Below are 13,381 nucleotides of genomic sequence, written 5' to 3'. Positions count from 1 at the left end.
GAGAAATAGCAAATCCGCTTCATCCCGCCGGTTTCCGACGGGGTTCTGTGTTTCTCCGTCGTGGCCGGTTAACGGTAATCAAGGAGAAATACCATGCCCAATGCGTCCGCGCTGTTAGTGATTGATATGCAGGCAGGTTTGCTGCATGCCCCACAGCCCCCTCACCAAAAAGAGCAGCTGATTGCCCATACCGTCGGGCTCATTCATGCCGCCCGCGCGGCACAAAGCCCGGTATTTTTTGCCCGACACACCGGGCCGGAAGGATCGCCAATCGCGGCAGGCAGCCCGCTGTGGCAGCTGGCGGATGAACTGCCGCTGGAGGCGGGCGACCGATACTTTAATAAATCCCGGCCGAACTGTTTTTTCAATACGTCGCTGCTGGCAGAACTGCAGCAGGCGCAGGTGAAGCGGCTGGTGATGGTGGGCATGAAAACTGACTACTGCGTGGATACCACCTGTAGGGCGGGGGCGGATTTGGGATTTGACGTGGTTCTGGTGAGCGATGCGCACAGCACTACCGATAACTCGGTGCTCAGCGCGGCGCAGATTGTCGCTCATCACAATGCGACGCTGGCGGGGCCGTTTGTCACCCTGCTGGCAACGGATGACGTCAGGTTTTAACGCCAGGTAAAAGGGGCAGCCATCGTTGATGGCTGCCCCTTCAGGCAACAGATTTGGAAACCCGATCCACTAACGGCCGGGAACCCAGTCCGTTAGCGATTACTCGAAATCAACCCAGGTCGCGCCCGCGTCGGCGGACTCAACGCAGCGCTCAACCCACTGCACGCCCGTCACACCGGCGTGAACGTCCGGATACCAGAAGTTCTCCAGCAGCGCTTTATCACCACGGTCGCTGGCGTCCATCGCCACCGCGAAGCGGCGGTAAAGGTTAGACCAGGCTTCAAACAGCCCTTCCGGATGGCCGCCGCCGATGCGGTCTTCTTCCAGCGCGCGTGGAGCCAGGTAGCCCATGCCGCGTTCCAGAATTTGTACCGGCTCGCCCTGCACTTCATAGCGCAGCTGGTTAGGCTGTTCGTCCCACCACTCCAGGCTGGCTTTCGATCCGATCACGCGGATCTTCTGGCCGTGCATCGATCCGCAGTTCACCGCAGAGCACCACAGCGATCCCACCGCACCGTTATCGTACTCCATCAGCACAAAGGCGTTATCTTCCAGCGGCGCGCGGGTTTTCACAAAGCTTTGGCGCGAACACATCAGGCGCTTAATTTTCAGCTCTGGCAGCATAGTTTCCGCCAGGAACAGTGGGTGAGTCGCGAGGTCGCCCAGCACGTAGCTTGGCCCAACAAATTTCGGGTCCACGCGCCAGCGGGTGCTCGGGTTCGCCAGCTCCACGGCTTCGTTGTGGAAACCGTGGGAGAACGACATATTCACAATGCGGATCTCGCCCAGCAGCCCTTCGGCGATCATGCTGCGCGCCTGCTGAATCAGCTGGTGGCCGGAGTAGCCGTAGGTGACGCCGATAATTTTGTTTTTCGCTTCGCTCAGCGCCGCCAGCTCTTTGGCTTCTTCGGTGGTAAAGCACAGCGGCTTTTCACACACCACGTGCAGGCCCGCTTCCAGCGCCGCCTTACAGATAGCGAAGTGGGTGTTGTTCGGCGTGGCGATCGATACTGCTTCAATACCGTCAGCGCGCTCGGCTTCCTGCTGGAACAGGGTCTGATAGTCCGGGTAGCAGCGATCGCCCGCCACGCCCAGGCTGGCACCGAAGGCGCGTCCGCGCTCGGCATCAATATCAAATGCACCGGCCAGCAGGGTAAAGGTGTTATCGCGCAGCGCCGCTGAACGATGGATATAGCCGATCTGGCTGGTGCCGCCGCCGCCAACCATGCCCCAGCGAAGGGAGCGATCGAGAGGTTTAATGCCGTTAATCATCGGGTGTTCCTCAATTAAAATCCAACGGAGTTCAGGTAGCGCAGGCTTTCGGTCACATCGTGCAGGCTGCCGTCGGCATTGCGCGGGTCGCGCTCCTGTTCAATGGTGATCCAGCCCTGATAGTTACGTTCGGCCAGGAAGGCACGCACGGCCGGATAGTCGATAGCGCCTTTACCAATCGGGCACATCACGCCTTCCGCACAGGCAGTGAAGAAATCCACTTCGCGGGCGATAACGTCGCGGAATACGCTGTCGTTAACGTCTTTAAAGTGCAGGTAGTCGATGCGATCGAAGTAGCGGCCCAGCCAGGTGATCGGGTCCATATCGGAGTAGTACAGATGGCCGGTGTCCAGGCACAGACCGGCTACGCTGTGCGGAATATCCTGCACCAGCTGTTCGATCTCGTCGGCGTACTCAATGCAGCCACCGGCATGCGGATGGATGACCGGGCGCACGCCGTACTCCTGCGCAATGCGGCTGATTTCGGTGATGTGCGACATCATGCGCTGCCAGTCGCTGTCGGACAGGCGCGGGGCTTTGTGGTACTGGCCAGCCAGCCGTGCGCGTTCGGCGTTGCCGAAATCAATAATCACCAGATACGGCGAGGGGAAGTTATCACCGTGGGTTTTGGTCGCTGTCGGCACTTTTGACAGGTTACGGCAGAGGTTGTGCGTCAGCTCAATCATCGCCGGGAAGTTCTCTTCACTGACCAGGTCGTCAAAAATGGTTCCGGCAACCAGCGACAGGCCGTACTGATTCAGTTTCTCGGTCAGGACCTGCGGATCGGTCGGCAGGTAGGTCCACGGCCCCAGCTCGATGCTCTTATAACCGGCCTGGGCGGCTTCTTTTAGCACTTTCTCATACGGCGGCAGATGCGGGTTTTTCGGGTCGTCCACGCCCCAGCTGCAGGGTGCATTAGCAATATGAATGGTCATTTCGGTGTCCTTTAAATCAATGAGTGACTGTTTTGCTTTCGCGTTGAGTGGTGTCAAAGCGTTCCAGAATCAGGGCTTCCATTTTTTCCAGCGAAACGCCTTTGGTCTCCGGCAGCAGCGCCTTAACGAACCACCAGGAGGCCAGCGAGCACACCGCGAACAGCAGCAGCGGGAAACCGCCGTGGAAGTTATCGTTGAGGTAGGTGCTCTGGTTCATCATCGGGAAGGACTGGCTGACAAAGAAGTTGCCGGCCCACATGGCGCAGATAGAAAAGCCCATACCGGCACCGCGCAGGCGGGTCGGGAAGATTTCGCCGATCACCGTCCACACCACCTGTCCCCAGGTCCCGCCGAACAGGAACATAAAGCCGAACAGGCCCAGCACGGAGATCACGCCGGTCATCCCGCTGTAGAAGGTCCAGAAGGTGAACAGCAGGCAAACGGTGGAGCCGAGCGAGCCGATCAGCAGCAGCGAACGGCGGCCCATCTTATCGATCAGCATCATGCCAACGATCACGCCAGCGAACTGCAGCACCGCCAGCCAGATGGTCATAAACATTGCTTCCTGCATGTTGTGGGTGACGTTCATCAGCAGCGTCGGGCCAAAGTACTGAATGACGTTGATGCCGGTCAGCTGGTTAAAGATGGCCAGACCCACACCAATGACCAGGAAAATGGCCGTTTTGCGGTTAAAGCTGACGCGTTCGCGGTTCACTTCGCTGCTGGCGGAAAGCTGGAGTGAGGTCTGAATTTCCCCCATCAGGCGCTTCGCGTGCTCTTCTGAAGAGATGCGGGTCAGGGTTTTCATTGCCGCTTCGTTGCGGCCGACCATGATATTCCACCGTGGGGATTCCGGGATAAAACCAACAAACAGGAAGAACAGCACGCAGGGTACGAACGCTGCGCCCAGCATCCAGCGCCAGCCGTAGGCGTTCAGCCACTCCGGGTCAGCGTTTTTCGCAATCAGATAGTTGGTCAGCAGTACCAGCACCTGGCCGCCGACGCAGCAGATCATGTGCATAGTCATGGCGCGGCCGCGGTAATCCTTGGGCGCCACTTCCGCGATATAGATCGGCGAGATAACCGACGCCAGGCCGATGCCCAGCCCGCCGATAATGCGGAACACCACAAAGGTGGTGAAGTCCGGTGCCAGCGCGGTTCCGGCAACCGACACCACAAACAGAATCGCGGTGATAATTAACATTGATTTGCGGCCGTAGCGATCTGACAGCTTCCCGGCAATCAGGCAGCCGATGACGCAGCCGATAATCACGTTGGAGACGGCCCAGCCTGTTTCTGCCGGGGAAAGCTGGTAGTGATGGGTGATAGGTTCGATAGCGCCGGAGATGACCGAAGAGTCATAGCCGAACAGCAGCCCGCCGAGTGCGGCAACCGCGCAGATGGCCATCACGTAGGCCATATTGTGTTTTGGTGTTTGCAGAGGCACGGAACATTCCTTCCTGTTTTAATTTGAAGGAAGTATCAAACGAATGTTCCATTATCAGCAATGATAGAATGTTTATTTTTTGATGGCGATCTCAATAATCATGATAGATTTTTTTGATAAAAACCTATCATTATCGCGTTATCAGCGGGTTAAACGCTGAGCTTCCGCGGCATGTCATATCCGTAAAAGCCGCTGTGCCGTTTACACGTTTTCTTTGGTAATCAGCTCGAAACTGCTGTGAAGTGAAATGAAATTTCCATGTGCCTCGGAATTTGCCTGCAGCATGGCTTCCACCACGGAACCGGCCAGTTCCTCAAGACGATGTGACACCATAATATCAAGCGTACCGTCGATCAGTGCCAGCTGCGCATCCTGCAGCGGGCCGTGGCAGATCAGCGTGATCTTATCCTTCTTGCCGCTGTCGCGCAGGGCATTGACCACGCCTTCAACCCCGCCGCAGGGGGCATAAATTACCGACAGGTCGGGGTGGTTCTGGATTAGCTGAGTGGTGACATGATAGCCCTGCTCAACGTTTTCAAAGCTGGTGACCGGCTCCAGCACGGTATGCCCGGTGGCGTGTTCGCGCAGATACGAGCGGAAGCTGATTTCGCAGGTTTCCTGACAGAGAAAACGGTTATCGCCGATGATCACCCCAACTTTGCCCGGTGGGCCGCTCAGGCGCTGTACGATCCAGGCGGCGGTGCGGCCCGCTTTGCGGTTATCCAGGCCAATGTAGCCGGTGTGATCGCAGGGAGAGAGGTCAGAAAGCAGCGTAAAGACCTTCACCCCTTTCTTTGCCGCCTTCTGCACCGCGCGCCGTACCAGCGCGTTGTCCAGCGCGATCAGCACCAGCGTATTCACGCGGTTGCTCATTTCATCAATGCTGGCGGCGGCCGCTTCCACGGCGTGGATGTCGTGGAAAACAAACTCCACCCGGGTGCCGGGCTGGCAGTGCGGCGAGGCCTGCTTTTCCAGCGAACGGGCAAAGGTATCGTAGAAGGAGTAGTCGCGCGACAGTAGGATCACGCCGATACGCAGCGCTCCGCCGCTACCGGAAGTACCGTCTGCGGCGGCGTCGGCCAGAAACTCCGGTGAAAAACGATAACCGAGGCGCGTTGCGGCCTGAACCACGCGATTTTCCGTCTCGGCGCGCACGGGAGCCCGCCGGTTGAGTACCCGGTCTACGGTGGCGACCCCGACTCCTGCTTCGCGGGCGATATCGGTGAGCGTGGTTTTTTTCATCGAAAGTTCCAACTGAATCTGAATGAGGAAAAACTATCATAAAACGCGGAGGTGCAGGGAATTAAGATGCTAAAGATATGACAATGCTCAGATTATATTTTTTAACATTACGCCAATAAAGCATAAATATTTCATTTTCTTGTTCTTCGCGCTGCCCCTCGATCCTGGCATTTTCTGTGCTTTTTTACTTTATCCCTGAAGATTAGTTTTATCTGAGCGTCATCATTTTATGGTATTTTACAGGCAACATACCGTGCGGTATCTTTCTTGTATTAATCTGTAAATTTAAATGAAACAGCTAATTGGATCAGATATACCTCAGAATACGGGGCCGGATAAAACGGCCTATAACCGAAAAAAACAGCCCGAGCAGGTGCGAAACGCCTTGATTGAATCCGCCGCCGCGCTGGCCGTTAGCCGGGGGCTGAATGGTATCACCGTGCAGGCGGTCGCCCAGGCCGCCGGTGTGACTAAAGGCGGCTTCTTTCACCATTTTCCCCACAAGCAGGCACTGCTGGACGCCATGTTTGATGCCTTTCTTGCGGAAAGCGAGCGGGAGATTGATCGGCTGATTGCTGAAGATAGTCAGGAATCGGGCTGCTTTAGCCGTGCCTACGTCATCGTGGCCTTTAATGAAATCCAGCAGGGCTTAAACAGCATGCGGGTTCCGCTGTCGCTGTCGATGATGGCTTCTCCGGCGCTGTGTCAGCGCTGGTCCGCATGGCTGAAAGGACGGCTTGAACGCCATCGGCGTACGGACAGCCTGCCGCTGCATCAGATGGTGCGGCTGGCTGCGGACGGTGCCTGGCTTGCCCAGTCGCTGGTTAGCGGCGATACCATCCGCGATATGCAGGTGCTGCGCGACGATTTGCTGGCGCTTATCAGGGAGAGTGATAAAGAGTGAAAACCACATTTAAGCAGGAAGTTGTGCATCAGCTGCTGCGCTGGCTGGAAGGCAATATCCATACGCCGCTGACCATTAACGACTTCGTTGAGAAGTCGGGCTACTCGAAATGGCACCTGCAGCGTATCTTTAAAGAGGTCACCGGGCAGAAACTGGCCTCCTACTGCCGTCAGCGTCGGCTGACCTCCAGCGCGGTGATGCTGCGGCTGTTTGATAAGCAGATTGATTCGGTGGGCAGCGAACACGGTTTTTCCAGCCATAATGTTTACCACAAAACCTTTAAGCGCCATTTTAACGTCACGCCAGCTCAATACCGCGATGCGCCGCACTGGTCGTGCGAGGGGCTTTGCCCGCCGATCAATTTGACCGCCATGAACGTGCCGGAAGGTGAGCTGGTTGAGCTTGACGGATTACATCTGAGCGGCTGCGTGAACAACTATGCGTTTACCCTGGACACCATTGAGGATTTTTCCTGGCGCGAGCGCGACAGCTTCTGGCAGCGGCGGCTTAATGCGCTGGCCGAACAGCCGGACATGCTTTACGGGCTGATTAACGTCATTCGGGGCGGACCCCGTACGGGCGATCGTGCCACGTTGCAGTATCTGACGTGCCTGGAACAGGATACCTGTGCGACCGATGCGGCGCAGATGCAGATAAGCATCGAAAAACAGCCCTATCTGAAGTTCAGCTATCGGGGTGATGAGCGTCTTTACAGCACGTTTATTGATCTGATTTATCAGCATGCGCTGCCGACAGTCGGAGCCGTGCGCCGTGATGGCTATGATGTTGAACGCATCGATCGCCGGGAACCACTGGAGGGTAGGATGGTGGTGGTGGATTATTTTGTGCCGGTACTGGCCGAAAATTACAGCATGCCCGTTCCCTGAGTGTCAGGGTTCGGGCACTGCCGTTACTGCGATAAGACGCCTTATTTGATCAGCTGAGCTGTCATATGCACGCCGTTGTTGCTGTTGGCTTCAATGATGCGGTAAGACGTACCGGCCTGCTGAGCCTGAGCGGCAATTTTCGCTTCAGCGCTGTCGATAGTTGCACCGGTTGCGGTAACGGTCTGAGCGAAGCTGCCGAAAGAAACTACGGACAGGGCGATAACTGCAGCAAAAGTTTTGATAGATTTCATGGTGTCATTCCTTCAGTTGTTTTGTTTGTATAAGGCGTTTTGCCTTCGTTGAAAACAATGATAGGCCGATGGAAGACATTGCGATAGCGGAGTGATTTGCTGATCTTTGTCAAAAAAATTGATTAATTAAACCGGGCCGCTCACCGCAAGCCAGCCCCCGGCCGTTTTACTTCATATACGAACGAATCACCGCCACAATCTGCTCTAAATCCTGCTCGCGCTGAGCGGCTTCACTTTGCTCATCGAGCAGATGTTCACGAATATGCCCTTCCAGCACTTCCGCCATTAATCCATTCACCGCACCGCGAACGGCAGCGATCTGCTGCAAAATATCGATACAGGGCGTCTCCGCCAGCAGGGCTTTTTCCAGCGCGTCTGCCTGGCCGCGAATGCGGCGTACGCGGGTCAGAAGTTTCTTTTGTCCGGCAATTGTGTGTGACATCGCTGCTTCCACCTTGTGAGTTAGTATACTGGGGTATAGTATATTTACGATCTTCTTCTCCCTATGATAGCTTCTCCGAGGCAAAAACTATGATGGATTTTACTGCGCTGTTGCAGCAGGGGGCCGGCAACGTCTGGCTGTTTATTCCCGGTGCTATTCTGTTAGGCGCACTGCACGGGCTGGAGCCCGGACACTCCAAAACGATGATGGCGGCGTTTATCATCGCGGTGCGGGGGACGGTCAAACAGGCGGTGCTGCTGGGACTGGCTGCGACGATTTCCCACACGCTGGTGGTGTGGGCGATTGCGCTGGGCGGCATGATGCTCAGCCGCCGCTTCGATGCGGCAACGACCGAGCCGTGGTTCCAGCTGGCATCCGGGGTGATTATTCTGGCCACCGCAGCATGGATGTTCTGGCGCATCCGCCGCGAAAGCCAGCACGCTCACGATCATCATCACGGGCACAGTCATTCCCATGACCACGCTCACGATCATCATCATGGGCACAGTCACTCTCATGACCACGCTCACGATCATCATCATGGGCACAGTCATTCCCATGGCCAGGCTCACGATCGTCATAATGGACACTCTCATGGTCATGACCACAGCGATGAGTATGGTCATCAGCAATCTCATGACCATACTCATGCCGATTCCGCTCGCCAAAGCCTGCCGCATGTATATCGGCCCGTTCAGGTGCAGGGTCAGATTCTTAGTGCCCGTTACGCTCCCCATCATCACGGCGAGGCTGCTCACTCCACGCATGGGGCACTGACGCTGCAGCATATCGATCTGCGCAGCGAGGAATATCAGGACGCCCATGCGCGTGCCCATGCCAGTGATATCCAGCGCCGTTTCGCCAATCGCAAAGTGACCACCGGGCAGATCGTACTGTTTGGCTTAACCGGCGGGCTGATCCCCTGTCCGGCGGCGATCACCGTGCTGCTGCTGTGTATTCAAATGAAAGCGCTGTCGTTGGGGGCGCTGCTGGTTTTCTGCTTCAGTATCGGCCTGGCACTGACGCTGGTGACGGTTGGCGTGGTGGCGGCGATGAGTATGCGGCAGGCGACGAAGCGCTGGAGCGGATTCAATACGCTGGCGCAGCGGGCACCCTGGTTCAGCAGTGCGCTGATTGCGCTGGTGGGGATTTATATGGGGATACACGGCTGGATGGGCATTACGGGCGGATGAAATACAGCATGCCCGTCCCCTGATGGTCAGGGTTCGGGCACTGCCGGTACTACGGTAAGACGTCTTATTTGACCAGCTCGGCAGTCATGTGCACGCCGTTGTTGCTGTTGGCTTCAATGATGCGGTAAGAGGTGCCAGCCTGCTGAGCCTGAGCGGCAATTTTCGCTTCAGCGCTGTCGATGGTTGAACCGGTCGCGGTAACGGTCTGAGCGAAGCTGCCGAAAGAAACTACGGACAGGGCGATAACTGCAGCAAAAGTTTTGATAGATTTCATGGTGTCATTCCTTCAGTTGTTTTGTTTGTGTAAGGCGGTTCGCCTTCGTTGAAAACAATGATAAGCCGATGGAAGGCATTGCGATAGCGGAGTGATTTGCTGATCTTAGTCAAAAATATTGATTGTTTGGTGCGAGTGGGAGAGTGGGGACAGATTGGCTGGATTATCGTGGGAACACTTCACTGGAGCAGGCGCAGGCGCAGGCTGTTGTGCTGCCGCACCGAAATGCGCGGCAGCAGCGGGTTTATCAGGCATCCACAATCGGGTCGCGGACGATAAACAGATAGGAGAGCGCGCCAATCACCGTCACGCAGGCACAAACGGTCAGTGCCATGCTGAATGATCCGGTCGTATCGAGGATCCAGCCGGTCAGTACAGGAGCAAACGAGGCAAACACGAAGCTGGCAAAGTTCTGAATACTGCCCACTGAGGCGGTCATACGCGCGGTGACCGAGCAGTGGATCAGGCCCCAGCACGATGTGCCAGCGAAGTGGATGCAGAACAGCGCCATGCCGATCAGCAGGACCGCGCTCCAGGTGGTAGTAGCATGCGGCACCACAGCGGTAAAGGCGGCAGAAAGCAGCATACCGGCAATAATGCACACCTTACGGGTTTTCAGCGGATGTGCACCGCGGTTGACTATTGCATCAACCACGTAGCCGTTCAGCAGCATACCCGCCGCGCCAAACAGGAACGGGATCGCCGTCATCCAGCCCGTGCTTTTCAGGTCCAGATTGTAGGTTGCCTGCAGGTAGCCCGGCAGCCAGGCCAGATACAGCCACGCGGTGTAGTTGATGCCGCTGAAGCCGATCATCATGCCCCACATGGTGCGGTTCTTGAACAGGCCGCGCCACTCTTTCATGGTCATCGGCTCTTTTTTCGCCACCACGCTGCCCGCATCCAGATAGTTAATCTCTTCCTGGGTCAGGGTGTTGTTGTTGCGGTTGCGATAAATGGTGTACCAGCCGATGGAAAGGAAAATCCCCAGCACGCCGATAGTAATAAACATCGCACGCCAGCCCATCGTCAGCATCATTGCTGCCAGAATCGGCGGGCTGATAGCCAGACCAATGGTGGAGGCAGCGTTGAAAATACCCATCGGCATACCGCGATGGCGGATGTTAAACCAGTCGTTAATTACCTTAACGCCGCACGGGTTCATCGGCGCTTCACCGATCCCTAAGCCGATACGCACCAGCACAAACTGAGTAAAGTTCTGCACCATACCCGCCATGGCCTGGAAGCAGGACCAGACGAACATGCCGACGCCGAGCATAATGCGCGGGCCTTTACGGTCCAGCAGCAGGCCGCACGGCAGCTGAGCGATACCGTACGCCAGCGAGAAGGCGGAAAGCAGAATCCCGATTTCGGTGCCGCTCAGGCCCAGGTCACCACGGATGGTCTGGTTAGCCACGGACAGCGAGCTGCGGTCGAGGTAGTTAATAATCGCCGCGAGGAACAGCAGGATCATCGCGGTGGTTTGTACGCGCTTAATGCGCGCCGAGCGCTGCAGCGGACCGCGCTCTGGCACCACGGTGGCCTTTGGCTCTTCGTGGTTGGCAGGGCGGTTTTGACCGCGAACGGTCTGGCTATTTTCCATACGGTACTCCCCGGGTATAAAAAGTATTGTTATTAGCATCGGGCCGGGGCACTGCTTTAAAAACCACGGCCAGAACAGGGTTGAAGTAAGGCTGAATAGCAGACTAGTGGCGGCCGAAGTCGGTGTTGCCAACTTGTTATCTTTTTCGTGCGGCAGGCGGCGATTTACGGTTTTTAATCGGCTTTTAATTACTGTGGTTGATGTCTTTTATCGATAAAAAGCCAAAATCGGTTAAAAAATCACCCTCTGTACTGGCGGATTGAACGCTGCATCGACTCCTTGGCGGTAATCAGATGGCGGTGAAATTCGATGATCGCTTCGACGTCATTCCGGCTGACCAGCGCGGTCAGGATCGCCAGATGCTCCTCCAGCGCCACGATGTTGCGCTGCTTCAGGTCGCTTTCATCCCACAGATAATGGAAGTGGAAAATGACCGAAATCACCTCAAGAGACTGATCGAAAAAAGGATTATTTGCCGCTGAGAGGATAAGTTTGTGCATCTCGCGGTCCAGCTGCGAAAAGTTACGATAGCTGGTGGCGATGGTGTCACGCATCTGACGGTGGCGGCTCAGCAGGTCACGGGCGGCAATCCAGCGCGGGTCGTCGGCGGGCAAATTGATAAAGCGCTTCAGGGCGTGGATCTCCAGCATCTCGCGCAGCTCAAACAGCTTCTCCGCGTATTCCTGGTCAAATTTCTTCATCAGCCAGTGGCCGCGCCGCACGTTTTCAATCAGCCCGTAGCGGCAGAAGCGCAGCAAAAACTCCCGCGCCGCCAGCGGACTCACGCCCACCGCCTGCGCCAGCTGCAGTTCGGAAAAGCTGTCCCCGGCCATTAGCTGGCGCTGGTTAATCATTTGAAAAAAAGCCTGTTCTACCAGATTTGTCTGCGCTTCCGGCCCCGGCAGCGTTGCGGCAAAGCCATCGGCATCATCGGGCTGACGGGCAATGACCCAGCTGCCGTTGACCTTTTCCAGCACGCCACACTGCTCCAGGTGGTCCAGCGAGTGGCGCACGGTGGTGCGGCTGATGTTAAACATTTCCGCCAGGGCGGCCTGGGGCGGCAGCGGTGAAGGAATGTGCTGCTGGGCGATGGCTTCCAGCATCTGATTCACGACGTTATGACGAAGATTCTGCGTGCGGCTCATGGCTTCTCCCGGTTTTTTATCTATTAAAAACCAATTCAGAACAGCGAAAGGCGCGCTGGCTCACAGATCCAATTCTTTAACAAACCGCGCCGATTGATTTGCGCCATAACCCTGTGCAGACAACGGAGAAAAACCATGACAACGATGAATACGCTGGTGTGTCTGGAGCCGAAACAGATGGCTTACCAGACGCGTAATAAACCGCAGCCTGCTGCGGGTGAAGCGCTGCTGAAAATTATCAGCGCCGGAATTTGCGGCACCGATATTCACGCGTGGGGCGGCAATCAGCCGTTTTTCAGCTATCCACGCGTGCTGGGGCATGAACTCTGTGGCGAAGTGGTCGAGCTGGGCGAAGGCGTTAGCGGCTGGAAAGTGGGTCAGCGCGCGGCGGTGATCCCGTACCTCTCCTGCGAACAGTGTTCAGCCTGCCTGAGCGGCAAAACCAACTGCTGCGAAAACATCTCGGTGATAGGCGTGCATCAGGACGGCGGTTTCTGTGACTACCTCAGCGTGCCGGTGAAAAACCTGCTGTCGGCGGAGGGCATTGACCCTGACGGGGCCGCGCTGGTTGAGCCTTTTGCCATCAGCGCACATGCGGTACGCCGCGCGGCACCGGAGCCGGGCAGTAATCTGCTGGTCGTGGGTGCCGGGCCGATCGGGCTGGGCGTTGCCGCCATTGCTCATGCGTCTGGCGCTAACGTGGTGGTAGCGGATACCAGCGAGTTTCGCAGGCAGCACGTGGAGCAGAACCTGAAGCTGGTGGCGCTGGATGCGGCGGCGGAAGATTTCCCGCAGCAGCTGCGTAATCAGTTCAACGGCCAGCTGCCGTCCACGGTGATTGATGCCACCGGGAATGCGGCGGCGATGAACGGCGCGGTACGTCTGATGGCCCACGGTGGCACGCTGGTGTTTGTTGGCCTGCACAAGGGTGATATTCAGATCCCTGACCCGGAATTCCACAAAAAAGAAACCACGCTGATGGGCAGCCGCAACGCCACCCGCCAGGACTTTGAGCGCGTTGCCAGCCTGATGGCTGACGGAAAAATTACCGCCGAGATGATGCTCAACCAGCGCTTTGAGTTTGCCGCGCTGGCTGAGATTTTCGAACAGCAGGTGATTAACAACCGCGGGCTGATTAAAGGCGTTATCCGCTTCTGAGCCCCGCAGG

The 13,381-nt window shown here is 56.7% G+C and carries 14 protein-coding genes; 5 read left to right on the top strand and 9 right to left on the bottom strand.

All coding sequences use genetic code 11. The features are described from left to right. Window positions 1–93: 93 nt before the first annotated feature. Window positions 94–621: a cysteine hydrolase family protein gene (locus JOE09_RS22575; protein WP_205067406.1), complete on the top strand. Its 528-nt coding sequence runs from the start codon at window positions 94–96 to the stop codon at window positions 619–621. Between the two features lie 99 nt (window positions 622–720). On the opposite strand, the gene JOE09_RS22570 is transcribed toward JOE09_RS22575, so the two are convergent. From JOE09_RS22570 to JOE09_RS22555, 4 genes are all read right to left on the bottom strand, one after another. Beyond that, window positions 721–1,893 carry a Gfo/Idh/MocA family protein gene (locus JOE09_RS22570; RefSeq protein WP_205067405.1) on the bottom strand — a complete coding sequence of 391 codons (1,173 nt, stop codon included), beginning with the start codon at window positions 1,891–1,893 and terminating at the stop codon, window positions 721–723. Between the two features lie 14 nt (window positions 1,894–1,907). Continuing rightward, window positions 1,908–2,828 (bottom strand): TIM barrel protein, encoded by a 921-nt coding sequence (locus JOE09_RS22565; RefSeq protein WP_205067404.1) that lies wholly within the window; start codon window positions 2,826–2,828, stop codon window positions 1,908–1,910. Between the two features lie 16 nt (window positions 2,829–2,844). Next, a complete protein-coding gene (locus JOE09_RS22560) occupies window positions 2,845–4,275 on the bottom strand; it encodes a sugar porter family MFS transporter (protein WP_338049383.1) in 1,431 nt (476 codons plus the stop codon). 201 nt (window positions 4,276–4,476) lie between these two features. Further along, entirely contained in the window at window positions 4,477–5,517 is a 1,041-nt protein-coding gene (locus JOE09_RS22555) for a LacI family DNA-binding transcriptional regulator (RefSeq protein WP_205067403.1), read from the bottom strand. A gap of 385 nt (window positions 5,518–5,902) precedes the next feature. Here JOE09_RS22555 and JOE09_RS22550 point away from each other — a divergent pair, with 385 nt between their 5' ends. Continuing rightward, window positions 5,903–6,421: a TetR/AcrR family transcriptional regulator gene (locus JOE09_RS22550; protein ID WP_205067402.1), complete on the top strand. Its 519-nt coding sequence runs from the start codon at window positions 5,903–5,905 to the stop codon at window positions 6,419–6,421. Then, a complete protein-coding gene (locus JOE09_RS22545) occupies window positions 6,418–7,308 on the top strand; it encodes a helix-turn-helix domain-containing protein (protein WP_205067401.1) in 891 nt (296 codons plus the stop codon). Before JOE09_RS22550 ends, JOE09_RS22545 begins: the two co-directional genes overlap by 4 nt. A gap of 41 nt (window positions 7,309–7,349) precedes the next feature. Here the strand turns inward: JOE09_RS22545 and JOE09_RS22540 are convergent, their stop codons facing one another. Both JOE09_RS22540 and JOE09_RS22535 read right to left on the bottom strand, forming a co-directional pair. Next, window positions 7,350–7,559: a YdgH/BhsA/McbA-like domain containing protein gene (locus tag JOE09_RS22540; protein ID WP_105593601.1), complete on the bottom strand. Its 210-nt coding sequence runs from the start codon at window positions 7,557–7,559 to the stop codon at window positions 7,350–7,352. A gap of 166 nt (window positions 7,560–7,725) precedes the next feature. Beyond that, complete coding sequence (locus JOE09_RS22535; RefSeq protein WP_200547952.1) at window positions 7,726–8,001, bottom strand: metal/formaldehyde-sensitive transcriptional repressor; 276 nt, start codon at window positions 7,999–8,001, stop codon at window positions 7,726–7,728. Window positions 8,002–8,090: 89 nt separating this feature from the next. Here JOE09_RS22535 and JOE09_RS22530 point away from each other — a divergent pair, with 89 nt between their 5' ends. After that, complete coding sequence (locus JOE09_RS22530) at window positions 8,091–9,194, top strand: nickel/cobalt efflux protein RcnA (protein ID WP_205067400.1); 1,104 nt, start codon at window positions 8,091–8,093, stop codon at window positions 9,192–9,194. Window positions 9,195–9,258: 64 nt separating this feature from the next. On the opposite strand, the gene JOE09_RS22525 is transcribed toward JOE09_RS22530, so the two are convergent. The 3 genes from JOE09_RS22525 to JOE09_RS22515 form a co-directional block, all read right to left on the bottom strand. Next, on the bottom strand, window positions 9,259–9,468 hold the full coding sequence (locus JOE09_RS22525; protein WP_105593599.1) for a YdgH/BhsA/McbA-like domain containing protein: 210 nt from the start codon (window positions 9,466–9,468) through the stop codon (window positions 9,259–9,261). A gap of 247 nt (window positions 9,469–9,715) precedes the next feature. Next, entirely contained in the window at window positions 9,716–11,068 is a 1,353-nt protein-coding gene (locus JOE09_RS22520) for an MFS transporter (protein ID WP_205067399.1), read from the bottom strand. A gap of 239 nt (window positions 11,069–11,307) precedes the next feature. Beyond that, on the bottom strand, window positions 11,308–12,213 hold the full coding sequence (locus JOE09_RS22515; protein ID WP_105593597.1) for a GntR family transcriptional regulator: 906 nt from the start codon (window positions 12,211–12,213) through the stop codon (window positions 11,308–11,310). Between the two features lie 135 nt (window positions 12,214–12,348). On the opposite strand from JOE09_RS22515, the gene JOE09_RS22510 reads away from it, so the two are divergent. Then, window positions 12,349–13,371 carry a zinc-binding alcohol dehydrogenase family protein gene (locus JOE09_RS22510; RefSeq protein WP_205067398.1) on the top strand — a complete coding sequence of 341 codons (1,023 nt, stop codon included), beginning with the start codon at window positions 12,349–12,351 and terminating at the stop codon, window positions 13,369–13,371. The last annotated feature ends 10 nt before the right edge of the window (window positions 13,372–13,381 follow it).

The organism is Pantoea coffeiphila, assembly GCF_016909495.1.
Lineage (GTDB): Bacteria > Pseudomonadota > Gammaproteobacteria > Enterobacterales > Enterobacteriaceae > Erwinia > Erwinia coffeiphila.
This window is presented reverse-complemented; position numbering and strand designations above follow the sequence as displayed.

What these genes read in the sequence shown, in the direction of transcription:
- JOE09_RS22575 (WP_205067406.1), top strand. Translation starts at nt 94, where the DNA reads ATGCCCAATGCGTCCGCGCTGTTAGTGATTGATATGCAGGCAGGTTTG.
- JOE09_RS22570 (WP_205067405.1), bottom strand. Translation starts at nt 1,893, where the DNA reads ATGATTAACGGCATTAAACCTCTCGATCGCTCCCTTCGCTGGGGCATG.
- JOE09_RS22565 (WP_205067404.1), bottom strand. Translation starts at nt 2,828, where the DNA reads ATGACCATTCATATTGCTAATGCACCCTGCAGCTGGGGCGTGGACGAC.
- JOE09_RS22555 (WP_205067403.1), bottom strand. Translation starts at nt 5,517, where the DNA reads ATGAAAAAAACCACGCTCACCGATATCGCCCGCGAAGCAGGAGTCGGG.
- JOE09_RS22540 (WP_105593601.1), bottom strand. Translation starts at nt 7,559, where the DNA reads ATGAAATCTATCAAAACTTTTGCTGCAGTTATCGCCCTGTCCGTAGTT.
- JOE09_RS22535 (WP_200547952.1), bottom strand. Translation starts at nt 8,001, where the DNA reads ATGTCACACACAATTGCCGGACAAAAGAAACTTCTGACCCGCGTACGC.
- JOE09_RS22530 (WP_205067400.1), top strand. Translation starts at nt 8,091, where the DNA reads ATGATGGATTTTACTGCGCTGTTGCAGCAGGGGGCCGGCAACGTCTGG.
- JOE09_RS22525 (WP_105593599.1), bottom strand. Translation starts at nt 9,468, where the DNA reads ATGAAATCTATCAAAACTTTTGCTGCAGTTATCGCCCTGTCCGTAGTT.
- JOE09_RS22520 (WP_205067399.1), bottom strand. Translation starts at nt 11,068, where the DNA reads ATGGAAAATAGCCAGACCGTTCGCGGTCAAAACCGCCCTGCCAACCAC.
- JOE09_RS22515 (WP_105593597.1), bottom strand. Translation starts at nt 12,213, where the DNA reads ATGAGCCGCACGCAGAATCTTCGTCATAACGTCGTGAATCAGATGCTG.
- JOE09_RS22510 (WP_205067398.1), top strand. Translation starts at nt 12,349, where the DNA reads ATGACAACGATGAATACGCTGGTGTGTCTGGAGCCGAAACAGATGGCT.